Origin of the sequence: Citroniella saccharovorans (genome assembly GCF_035481615.1) — a bacterium.
GTDB lineage: Bacteria > Bacillota > Clostridia > Tissierellales > Peptoniphilaceae > Citroniella > Citroniella saccharovorans.
Window position 1 is genome coordinate 357367 of the sequence record NZ_JAYKOT010000001.1, and the last position, 12741, is coordinate 370107.

At 29.4% G+C, this 12741-nt stretch carries 7 protein-coding genes; 6 read left to right on the forward strand and 1 reads right to left on the reverse strand.

Annotation, left to right across the window (positions count from 1 at the left end; translation table 11 throughout):
• Positions 1-14: 14 nt before the first annotated feature.
• Positions 15-2507 carry an ABC transporter permease subunit gene (locus VLK81_RS01705; RefSeq protein ID WP_324618779.1) on the forward strand — a complete coding sequence of 831 codons (2493 nt, stop codon included), beginning with the start codon at positions 15-17 and terminating at the stop codon, positions 2505-2507.
• Between the two features lie 74 nt (positions 2508-2581).
• On the opposite strand, the gene gloA is transcribed toward VLK81_RS01705, so the two are convergent.
• A complete protein-coding gene (gene gloA / locus VLK81_RS01710) occupies positions 2582-2956 on the reverse strand; it encodes a lactoylglutathione lyase (protein WP_324618780.1) in 375 nt (124 codons plus the stop codon).
• A 294-nt stretch (positions 2957-3250) separates the two neighbouring features.
• Here gloA and VLK81_RS01715 point away from each other — a divergent pair, with 294 nt between their 5' ends.
• The 5 genes from VLK81_RS01715 (at position 3251) to VLK81_RS01735 (ending at position 12010) form a co-directional block, all read left to right on the forward strand.
• Positions 3251-5482: a C1 family peptidase gene (locus VLK81_RS01715; RefSeq protein WP_324618781.1), complete on the forward strand. Its 2232-nt coding sequence runs from the start codon at positions 3251-3253 to the stop codon at positions 5480-5482.
• A gap of 324 nt (positions 5483-5806) precedes the next feature.
• Complete coding sequence (locus VLK81_RS01720; protein ID WP_324618782.1) at positions 5807-6103, forward strand: ArsR/SmtB family transcription factor; 297 nt, start codon at positions 5807-5809, stop codon at positions 6101-6103.
• Positions 6104-6754: 651 nt separating this feature from the next.
• Positions 6755-9232 (forward strand): lectin like domain-containing protein, encoded by a 2478-nt coding sequence (locus VLK81_RS01725; protein WP_324618783.1) that lies wholly within the window; start codon positions 6755-6757, stop codon positions 9230-9232.
• Positions 9233-9299: 67 nt separating this feature from the next.
• Positions 9300-10988 (forward strand): CAMP factor family pore-forming toxin, encoded by a 1689-nt coding sequence (locus VLK81_RS01730; protein WP_324618784.1) that lies wholly within the window; start codon positions 9300-9302, stop codon positions 10986-10988.
• A 32-nt stretch (positions 10989-11020) separates the two neighbouring features.
• Complete coding sequence (locus VLK81_RS01735; protein ID WP_324618785.1) at positions 11021-12010, forward strand: CAMP factor family pore-forming toxin; 990 nt, start codon at positions 11021-11023, stop codon at positions 12008-12010.
• The last annotated feature ends 731 nt before the right edge of the window (positions 12011-12741 follow it).

A 12741-nucleotide genomic window follows, 5' to 3' on the forward strand; every position in this document is an offset into this window, starting at 1 on the left:
CATAGGAGTGTAATATGCTTAAATTTGAACTTAAAAAGATTTTTAAAAAACGAATTTTATTGTTCTTTATTTTTCTATCCATTATTTTACCTATTTATAAACTTTCAATATTAAAATATGGCGATATGGTTATTGTTGACAATGAAAAATTTGTAAATTCAATAGGTCAGATATTCGATAGGGCAGAGGATAAGGCAATAAGTAGCGATACTTTATCTGATGATGAAAAAAAATCTTTCGTTAGTGATCTGATCGATATAAAAATGGACAGGTCACTAAATTTAGATTTTGATAAATTAGATAAAAACTCCGAAGATGACTCTCTTGAGTTTAGAGATGTAATTTTTTCTTATGAGAATAAATTATTAAATCTATTGGAAAAATACGAGATAGAATTAAGTGATGAAGAGAAGACAGCTATTAGTTGGAATAGGCTTGAAAAAGAATTAATGATCCAAAATTCAACTTCACTAAATAATTTATCTTTTTGGGATAGATCAAATAATCCAATTAGGTTTATTATATTTAATTCTAATTTTTTCTTCGGCATACTTCCAATTATTTTTTTGCTACTTATTTTTATCCCCAACTTATCAAAAGAAAGAGAGGATGGCAGTCTTTTACTTTTAACAAGTCCAGTAAAAAGATACAAAATTATTTTTTTTAAAGAACTATCTATTATATTGCTTGGTATAGTATATGTCCTTTGTATTTTTATTTTTAGTATAATATTTGCAAAAATAATTGGACTTAACTGGCATAATGGTCACTTAGAAGCATACAGAATATTTACTAAAGATGGTGGGACCCATTATTTACTAGCCTATCAGCTTTTATTGAAAATTATTTTTTATTTTATAATTATGCTAACTTTTTTTAGCTCAATAATTTTATATATTTCCTCGATTTCAAAAAACTATTATAGTTCTGCAATTGCCATTAGCGGAATAATTATTATATTAAGCTTAATTACTAAAGAAATAGACTTTTTAAAATCTATATACAATCCAATATATGCTTTGGCTTTTAAAGAGAATATAACAGGATATATAAGTAGGGCTTTTTCTAAAATTAGTGGAGAATATAACGAATCATATATTTTTAAAAATAAAATATATATTTACTATTTCTATTTTGCTATTTCATTTTTATTCACCTATCTTTCAAGCTTAAATCTTATAAATTTCAAAAATACTTATAAGGAAAGTCAAAAGGAGAAAAATTCCCTATTTATAATTGAAATAAATAAAATAATTAAAAATAAAATGTTTTATAGTGAAATAGCTATAATATTTTTATTTATTTTGTTTGCTTTTTTTACAACGTTTGCTAAGGACAAAAATCTAAAAAATGGATATAAACTTCATTCAGCTTCATATTTTGAAACGAAATTATATGAAGCTAAGATGAATGCCATCCATAATTCTATTGACATAAAAGACTTAGAAGATAATGATAGCAACAATTTAGAGTTTGGAAAAGATTTTATTAACGAATACAAAAAATATAAAATTTTATATAATAAGGCCCTCAAAATATATGATTATTATTTAAGTGGAGATGGGAAAAAATATTATGAGCTTAAAAAAACTGAATTTAATTATAGGAATTCCCAAGGTACTCCTGCTATAAGAGGGATAAGCTATACAGCACCGTCTTATGAAGAATCAGATTTTATTTTTAAATATCTTTCAAAGGAAGATATATTGCCAGTTTTAATAAATCAGCCAATATTTAGGTCTTCCTATGAAAAGCTTGTACCAAACGCATACTCATACTTAGACGATAGCATCTACTCACACTCGGGCCTATATTTACCAAGAAGAATAGAAAGAACCTACCCAATAGATATAATAATCCTAGTATTAATAAGCATAGTAGCACTTGGAGCCTACAGCTACGACAAAGAAAATGGAAACCAAATAGAACTACTATACACACAGCCAGTAGAGCGAAGAAAATACCACATAAAAAAAATACTGGCATCATTTACAGTAGGAACAATAACACTACTAGGAGTTTTTTTACTCCTATTTATACTAGGCCTAGTAACAGAAGGAATAGGAGATGCGAGATTTCCAGTAGTAGAATATATAAAAGAAATAGATCCAGAAAAAATAATACTAGAAAAAAACTCATATTTTAAACTAACACCAATCTGGAAATACAACCTAAGACTAATAATAAGCTACATTTTCCAAATAGGCTTCATATCATCACTAGGAGCATTAGTATCAATATTCATAAAAGAAAAACTAAAAGTAGTAGCAGTAAGCTTAGGAATAGTATCTGGTATAGCCTACCTACAAAGCCTAGTAAAAAGCAGTATAAAAATCATAAGCCCGTTTAGCTATATAAAAGCAAGCAAAATGGCAAATGGAAGCACAATAATAGGAAGTGGAATAAAGACAAATAACATCTACCTAAGTCTAACAGTCCTATTTATTTGGACAATAATACTTTTGCTAGTAGGCCTTTATATAGTTAAGAAAAAAGAAGTTAAATAAAAATGAGAATTGTTAAATCAATTCTCATTTTTAATTTAATAACTACTTCTATAAAAAATAATTAAAATAAAATCTTACTTAGCTTTAATAATCTCTATATCGTATCCGTCGGGATCTGTTATAAAGAAAAACTCGTCTGAATTATCTGAAAGTTTATATAGGTCTGTTACCTTGTAACCATCATTTTTGAGTCTTTCATAAGTTTTTTCAAAGTTCTGGCAAGAAAGAGCAATGTGTCCATAAGCCTCGCCTTTTTCGTAGGAAGACACGCCATAATTATAAGTTAACTCTAGCTCGTAACTTGAATTTGCCAGTTTTAAAAAACAAAGAGTAAATTTATCTTCTGGAAAGTCTTTTTTTCTAGAAATCTCAAAGCCTAGTGCATTTTTATAAAAATCAATAGACCTATCTAAGTTTCCTACTCTTAAACATGTGTGTAAAAATTTCATCGTGTAAATACCCCCTTTAAATTCATTATAAGAATCTCAAAAATTACATTCAACTAAATCGTTGTATTTTTAGAAGATATTACTTTTATATTATGAAAATAATTGCTTATCTTTATATAAATCTATTATAAAGAAATAGTTGTAAGACTATTGATTTTTTTATTTTAGCATGCTATCATTAGACATGTAGGTATAAATATTAAATTATTTTATATAAAGAATAATTATTGCGAGGTTGTTCTAAATATTTCATTTAATTATTGTGCCTATAATATATTATTAAAAGGAGATTATATGAAAAGTAAGAAAGTCGTAAGCTATGCACTTGCACTACTTATTTCAGCATCCAGTCTAATTGGACAAAATGCTAGTGCATACTATGGAGCAAGAGGAAGTCTTAAACCACTATCAAGTGAGTTTAAAACTGAAACAACAAGTAGTCGTTATAATTTTAGAAGTTCGAGAAGGAAAACTGGTTATAAACCAATTCCTTTCAGTTTGGGTGAAGATGGATTTAAAGGATTTAGAACGCCTTTAAAAAGTGAAAATCTACCTAGAAGATTTGATCTAAGGGACGAAAATAGAGTAACTTCTGTAAAAGATCAAGGGCCAAATGGTTCATGTTGGGCTTTTGCAACTTATGCTTCAGCAGAATCTGTTTTACTTCCAGGTGAAAAGAATGATTTTTCAGAAAAACATCTTAGAAATACTCACCTTTATGATTGGAAACCTGACGAAGGTGGAAACCATCTTATTTCAACTGCTTATTTAGCAAATTGGCAAGGACCTATAAATGAAGCAGATGATCCTTACAGTCCATTTGGATTTTATTCCGATAGAAATTTAGTTAGAACTAAAGATTTGGATAAGGTTTTATTTTTACCTAACGCAGACTCTTATCAAAATATTCAAAGTTTAAAAAAGGCAATAATGGATTATGGTGCAAGTTACACTACAATTTGTTCTAATGAATACTACACAAATTTCAAAACAATGGGTCATTATAATCCAGGAGTTGGAAATGCAGACCATGCGGTAGCTATAGTTGGCTGGGATGATAATTATTCTAGAGATAATTTTAAAACTAAACCGACTTCTAACGGAGCTTGGATTGTTAAAAATTCTTGGGGACAAGAATGGGGAATAGATGGTGGTTACTTCTATATATCTTATGAAGATGCGTTTGTAGCTAAAAATAATGCAGTATTTTTCTTAGAAGAAAAATCTAACGAAAAGACAAATTGGGGGTATGACGAACTTGGTATGACTCAGTCTTTTGGTGATGGTGAAACTGCTTGGTTTACAAATGTGTTTGGACCAGTTAAGGAAGATAGTGATGTTGTAGAAGTTGCTTTCTATGCTCCATCAAATAATGCTCACTATGAAGTTTATCTAGATGGAAAGTATAATGAGTCTGGTAAATTTGAAAATATGAAAAAGGTAGCTGAAGGAAGCCTTGAATTTGCTGGATATTATACAATAAATATCGATAAGGTTAAGGTTACAAAGGGATCAAAATTTGCTCCTATGATAAAAATAACTACACCAAATAATAGGTATCCTATTGCAGTAGAAACTCCTATTAGAAATTATTCACAAAAAGCTAGAGCATTATATGGACAATCATTCTATTCATTCGATGGAAAAAATTGGAATGATATGAATAGAACTGTTTACAATACTAATGTTTGTTTAAAAGCTTTCACAGTAAAAGCTGAAGAAGGAGATGATGACCCAGTTGATCCAGTAGACCCTGTAGATCCAGTAGACCCAGTAGATCCAGTAGATCCAGTAGATCCAGTAGACCCAGTAGACCCAGTAGACCCAGTAGATCCTGTAGATCCAGTAGATCCTGTTGATCCAGAACCAGCTGAAAAAAGTGTAAATATTTCTATCTTATCAAATTTAGACGACTTAGAAATCAATAAAAAATCTCTTATAAAGATTGCAACAAAAGATGAAAATGGAAAATCCTTAAGCGGTTCTTCCCTAAAAGTTAATCTAGAAAAACCAGATGGAAGTAAAAAGTATAGAAGTCTTTACACAAACTATTATGGGGAAGCAATTTTAGAACTAAGTAATAGTGACCTTAATTTAGAAGGAGAATATAGACTTAGTCTAGAAGCTAGTAAATATGGCTATAAAGGCTCTAAAATAGAAAAGACATTTAAACTAACATCTTCAAGTGAAGAAGAAAAAGATGAAGATGTAGTTTTAGAAAATCCAGTTATCTTAAAAGATTTAACAAATATAAAAGAAACTTCAAGATATAGGGGAATAAGTTTAAAAATATCTGCAAAGAATAAACAAAACCAAAACTTGAGATATGAAAAAATATTGGTTGAAGTTACAAATCCAAATGGTAAAAAATCTAACTTTACAAAATATACAGACTATTATGGAGAACTTTTACTTCCATTCTCAGTATATGAATTAAATAATGTTGGAAAATATACAGTTAAAGTAACTTCAGATATAAAAGGATATGACAATACTAGTTTAGACTTATCAATTGAAGTTAAATAAAAAAAAAGACATATCTAAGAATAGAGCGGCAGACTCAAAATGAGATGCCGCTCTTTTATTAATTTTAAAAAAGCATTAGGAAAAATTCAAACAGTATAAATTATCTAAAAATAAAAAAGAACTTAATAAATTAATATAGCGAAAGAAGGTAATAATAAAGCAAGTATAAAATAGTGGGAATAAGTATTAGAAGAATATATACTAGAAAATATTTAGCATACATAAAATATTAATAATAAGAAAGAAAAATTTCCAGAAAATTGTAAAAATCAGTATAATATGCTACTATAACTATAGTAAAAATACATAAATAAGGGGTAACTTATGAAAGCAGATGACATCTATGAAATATTTAAAACACTATCAGATCCAACAAGGCTAAAGATAGTAGCACATTTAATTGACGGCGAAATGTGTGCCTGTGAGCTTTTAGAAAATTTTCATATTTCTCAACCAACGCTTTCTTATCACATAAAACTTTTAGAAAATGCGAAACTTATTAAAACAAGAAAAGAAGGAAAATGGAGTTTCTACACTATAGATACCGAAAGATTTTATGAGACAGCTAATTATATAACATCAATAGCAAATAGGAGCAAAGAAAATAATAAAAAGGCATAAATTTTATTTACTTATAAAACTGGACATTTTAGTCCAGTTTTTTTTCTGGGGAAAATAAATGATTAAATAATTTAATTGAAGTCTAAAATTATTAACCAAATTTTTAGTAGTAAATTTAATTAGATTTATGCAAAAAAAATTTTATTTTTAATTAATAATACCTCAAATTAACTGTATAAATTTTATCGCAAAATCAATTTACCTAGATAAACTAAATAAATAAAAACATTTACAATAAAAAAATTTAGAGCCTTTAGAATAACAATGTGATATATTCTGCACATTTTTAAATTTTTATAAAGCTAGTAAAACGTTTTATCAAAAATAATTTAAATTCGATAATTAATTTAAAAATAATAGTTTTTATACTAATAAAAAGTATAATATTTAAAAGTATTTTAACTAAACAATTTAAAATAAATATCATTATTCAAATAAAATACTATCGGAATTAAAACCATACTGATTTAATCGGTTTTTAGACTTTATAGTTGCTTGACAATTAAATTCACAGGTTGTATCATAAAAATGAAGAAAAAGAAATGCCAATTAGCTTTAGAAATTAGAGTGGAGGCAAATAATTTATAAAAAACGATTATAGAATAGTGCATAATTATACAAGTCGTACAAATGACAAAAAAGGAGGAGAAAATGTTTAGAAATAAAAAGGTAATCGGATCTTTATTTTTAGCCTTACTAGTTTTTCTTAGCACAACACTTCCATCTTTTGCTATTGCGAGCGAGGGCGCAATAGTAAAGGAGGAGAGTGAAAAGCTAGAAAGCTATCAAGAAGAAAATAAAGAAGAAGCTGGCGAAGAAAAACTAAGCGAGAGTGATAATGGGATAATCTATGACATGGATGATGATTTGGGAGATCTTGAAATAGCTCCACTAAATGAAGATTTTTCACCAGATAACGCTCAAGGTGCTGGACCACTTAAAGTATCTTATGATGGACCTACTTACAGAGCTAGAGCAGCACTTCCAGAATATTTTAACTTAAGGGATTACAACAGAGTAACTCCAGTTAAAAATCAAGGTACAAATGGTTCCTGTTGGGCTTTTGCAGCATATGGTGCGATGGAATCATACTTATCAAGATTTGGAAGTTTTGATTTTTCTGAAAAACATATGAGAAATATGCATGGCTTTGACTGGTCGATAGATGATGGCGGAAATAGAGATATTGCAGCGGCTTATCTATCAAGAGGTGATGGTCCTATTTGGGAGTCACAAGATCCTTATGACCCAGTTATCTCTGCATCTCCTCTAAATGTAAAAAGAGCTTTAGATATGGAAGAAATTATTTACTTACCAGATGTTCTTTCAATAGGAGATACAGTAGCTATTAAAAATGCAATTATGCAATATGGTGGAGTTTATACAACAATAAATTCTTCTAAGTATTATGAAAGACCTGAAAGTCATTCATATTATAATCCAGGCGGAGGAAAAGCTGACCATGCAGTAACTATTGTTGGTTGGGATGATTCATTCTCTAAAAATGGTTTTTCATCTGTAGCACCTGATAATGGAGCATGGATAGTTAAGAACTCATGGGGACCAAAATATATGGACAATGGTTTCTACTATGTTTCTTATTTTGATAAATTCTGTGGTAAGTCAAATGCAGTTTTTGTTCCAAAAGCTAAAGATGAAACTGGAGAAATTTATCAATATGATAAATTTGGAGCTACCAGATCTGTTGGATACAATAAACAAGGTTATATGGCAAACATCTTCAAAGCAAGTAGAGATGAACTTCTACATGAAGTTGGATTATATAATGTAGCTTTAAGAACAAGATATGAAATTTATGTAGTTGAAAATCTAGAAAAAACTTCTCAATTAAAATCCGATAGAAAGCTTGTAGCTGAAGGATTTATGGAATATCCTGGTTATTACACTATAGATATTGACCCAGTAAAATTAACTAAAGACGAAAATTTTTCAGTTGTAGTTTATATGAACTCAGAACAAGCTGATTATAGATATCCAATGCCAATTGAAACAAGAATTACTGGTTTTACAAGTAAAGCCGAAGCAAGCCCTGGACAATCTTACGTTTCAGCTGATGGAGAAAGCTGGGGAGACTTAACAAGACAAGTTCCAAATGCAAATGCTTGTATAAAAGCTATCACTACTGCTGGAGATACTGCTCCAGATGAAAAAATTGGCGATGAAATTCATGACGATCCACATGTTAAGCCAAGAAATTTATATTTTAAAGAAGGAAAGTCTGGATTTATCAATGTAGACAAGAAGGGTTCACTTACAGCTATAATAGAACCAGAAGCTCTTTCAACAGATAATCTAAAGTTTAAATCGCAAGATAATAATGTTGCCGTATATTATAAGGGAGCAATTTATCCAAGATCAGTTGGTAAGACAGTTATCCAAGCTTCAACAGAAGATGGATCACTAAAAGCTAATTTCTTTGTTCAAGTTATCCCTAAAGATTTTAGAAATGAACAATATGATCCAATCCCTGTTTTAGGTGAAAATGACTTTGATCCAAAATGGATGGAAGAGATCGAACCTAGCGAACCTGATTATGTTGAACCAACAAAACCAGAAATCGAATATGACCCTAATGAAATTAGAAATATGTATTTAACAACTAATATGGGAGTTATAAAAGAAGGGGACACTTTCGATTTAGACAAAAAAATTGGCGTTTATCCAAAGACAGCAAATAGAGAATTCACTTATCTATCAAATGATGAATCAATAATAACTGTTGATAAAAATGGAATTGCAACTGCACATAAAACAGGAAAAGCGAATGTATCTATAGAATGCAAAGAAGGATTTAAAAAGGAATTTAATTTTATAGTTTTACCAAGAACTGAACTAAAAGAACTTTCTGTAGATTATATGCGTAACTCTGAAAGAAAAGCTGGAATTTGGACTGTTACCTTCAAAGCCACAGAAAATGGAGAAGGATATTCTGGACCTGCAGATGTAACAACTGTTTCAGGAGATAGAGTAAGAAAAAATAGAATTTATTTTAATAGAGGCGAGGCAAAAATTAAATACAATGGATTTAATTTTGGAGTTTGGAGAAAAGAATTTGAAACTACTATTAAAATAAGAGATATTGAACAGTCAATTAAATACGGTTTTTAAACTCGTATGTTACTAGTAAGTTTTAACTTACTTTGACATAAATATATTTAGAAAGGTAGACATGAAGATGAATAAGAAAAGATTTGCAGCACTTTTTCTATCATTTATTATGATTTTAAGTGCTTTAGCACCGGCAGTTTATGCGAGCGAAGAAACTAAAAAATTAGAAATTGAACTTGAAGTTTCTGATTTAAGAGAAGATTTGACAACTGCCGTTGGATCAATGGAAGGTTTTGAACCTCAAAACGAAGACGAAGAAGAATTAGTAGCAAAATTTAATGAAGCTGGAGATTTTCTAGATGGAGAAATTTCTCTTGCAGAAGATCAAGGTATGAAAAGAGTAGGAGCTAGTCCTAAACTTACACCTGTAGGAAATACTATAGTTGACGTTACAACAATTCCAGCTCGTATTCAATTATTAATTAGAATTTCTAGAGCAATTAGATTTGGTTCAACTGAACTTGCTAACAAGGTTGTTGCAGCTCACACTAAATTAACTGAATATATCCTAGTAGGTATTTTACACATATTAAATCCTTTCGCTGATGAAGGAAGAATAATGGACTACATTCAAGGATTTGATGCTCTTGAACAAGAACTTTTATCTTATCCTGATCTTAGCCCAAATGATATTGCAACTATTTATAAAAAAGCTTCATTAGCTAGAAAATTATCTGAAGCTAGAAAAATTAGAAATCAAGCTAATAGAACAGGTAAGCAATTCTTAGCTAGAGCACTTGATGCAAAGATAAAAGAAGGTTCAGCTGTATGGTGGAAAATCCAAGCTATTTGTAGAGAAGTTGATGAAGCAATTGAAGCTATTGATAAAGCAATAGAAAGAATTACTGGACCTAAGATAAGAGTAGAAAAGATTACATTTGAAGAAGGAGATAAGGGAGCAATTCCTGTAGACCAAAAAACTACTGTAACTCCTGTTACTCTTCCATTCGAAGCTCCTATAAAAGACGTAACTGTTTATTCAGAAAATGCTTATATAGCTAGAGTTTCTGGCGGAGCAATAATTCCACAAAAACCTGGAAATGTTAAGATAGTTGCTATCTCAAAGGATACTGGAGTTAAAGCATACTTTGACTTATATATCCTTGAACCAGGCGAATATATAGATGGAATCCCAATGATGAAATCTTGTGGATATAACCAAGTTATTAACAAACCTGACGGAGGTCATATTGGACCAGTTGGTTATGAAACAGACGAAGTAAATGCAATTGAATTTACATTAGAGAGAGCAAACTTCAAAGTTGGAGAAGAATTTTCTCTTGAAAACAGAGTAATGGTATTCCCTAAGACTGCTGTTGATAAATCAGTTACATTCAAATCTGAAGATGAATCTATAGCAACTGTAGACGAAACTGGAAAAATTACTGGAATTAAAGAAGGAAAAACAAAGATTGTAGTAACTGCTACAAATGGCGTTCACAAAGAATTCCCAGTTGTAATTGAAAAAGCAGAAGATGTATCTGTTTACAAAATTACTTCAGTTAAACTATCTGAAAAGAGAAGAGCTGGTATTTTTGATATAGAAATCGAAGCTACAAAAGACGGCGAAGGATACACTGGACCAGTTAGTCTAGTAGTTACTTCTGGTAACAGAACTAAGAACGAAAGAGTTTATTTAAAGAATGGTTATGGTAAAGTTAGATACACAGGATTTGACTTTGGTACTTGGAGAAAAGAATTTAACGGATCTGTAACTTTAGAAGATCAAATCGAATTATTTAGCAAAACTTATTAATAAAAAATATATTTAAGAAAGGAAATAAAAAAATGAAAAAAAGAATTTTAGCTTTTTTACTAGCATGTTCATTTGCATTAACTCCAGCTGCTTCTCTTGCAGCTAACAATGATGCTCCAGACTTTATAGATGACACTACAGAAACTACTGATGTTCCAGCTCTTGAAATGGACGAGGTAGAAGTTTACAAACAACAAATTAAGTCAATCCAAGGAGATGTTAACTCTCTTGAACTTTCAAAACCAATCCACTACGATGTTCAAAAAGATTTTAATGAAAAATCTTTAGAATTATCTGATAATATTGAACATTCATCTGTTGGAGCTATTGGAATGGGATTTTCATCAGTATATGATTTATCATCTATTCCACAAAGACTTATTCTACTAGGAAGACTTGGTAGAGCAATGAGATTTGCTACAACTGAATTAAGATATAAAGTTGACGCAGCTCACGCTGAAATAGCTGAATATATTTTTGCAGGACTTGTTATAGCTGTATCTCCTTTCCACTCAGTAGAAGATATGAAAGCTTATATGGCTGAATATGATGCACTTGCACAAAAATTATTAGGATATCCTGATATGGGTCTTAACGACACAGCTAACATATATGTTAGAAGTGATTTAGACCATAAACTTCATAAAGCAAGATTTATGAAATATAACGAACTTAAAGACAAACCAACTCACGTAATAAGAGCATTAGATTCTGAAATTAGAGAAGTAACTGCTATTAGACTTAGACCACAATCAACTGTTGCTGAAATTTACCAAGCATCTGATAGATTAGACCAAGCTGTAGCTGTAGCTCTTAACTCAGAAGATTACAGAGCAACTAAATACGAAATTCAAGATCTTAAAGAAGCTATAAAAGAAGCTAAGAGAGCAAGAAGACATGGCGACAAGAGAAAAGAAGTTGCTGATGCTATAAGCTACGCTCAAGACGAATTAAGATTATTAAGACCTTCAGGAATTAAGGTTGTTGGATTTACTAAGACTCTACAAAGTCTTTATAAATAATCTGAAAAGTTTAAACAATTAATTAAAAGAGATTAAATTTAAAGACATAACTTGTTTGAAACGAGTTATGTCTTTTTTATTTCTTTTATTAAATTTAGTTATAATATATCTAGTTAGATAATTTATTATAGAGAAAAGATTATAAATCAGTATAAATTAAAAAAATAAGGTAAATAAGTCTTATAAAGAAGATGAATAAATTATCTAGTAAATTTAGAACTTAATTGAAATAAGTTTTTAGTAAGAAAATTTTTTAAAAAGATAAGAAAAAATTAAAACCTATAATTGGAAAAATTAAAATCAATCAAAACTTATAATAAGATAATTTATAGTAAAATTTACAAAAAATAAATTAATTTTAGTAGAATATTAGAAAAATAAGTCTTAATTATAGAAATTGTTTAGGGAATTAAGAACTTATTTGAAGTAAGATTTAAAAAACTTTTAAAAAAGAAATTATAAATAAATTAAGAAATCTCAAAAAAGCATTTTATGGCTAGCAAATTTTTAGTAAAACTTAAGTTTTTTAGAAAGATAAAATATAAAAAATTGCATACAAAAAAGTCCCAGAAAAAAATCTGGGACGTGGAGTGTAGACAAAATCCAAAAACGCTTATCTGACTGCAGAAACTGAGAAATTCTAAATCTCATAATCCTGTAAATCGATAGCTCGCTAACGCTCAAACAGTTTGGTTTACGGGCGAATTATTTCAATTTGAATTTCTTACAAT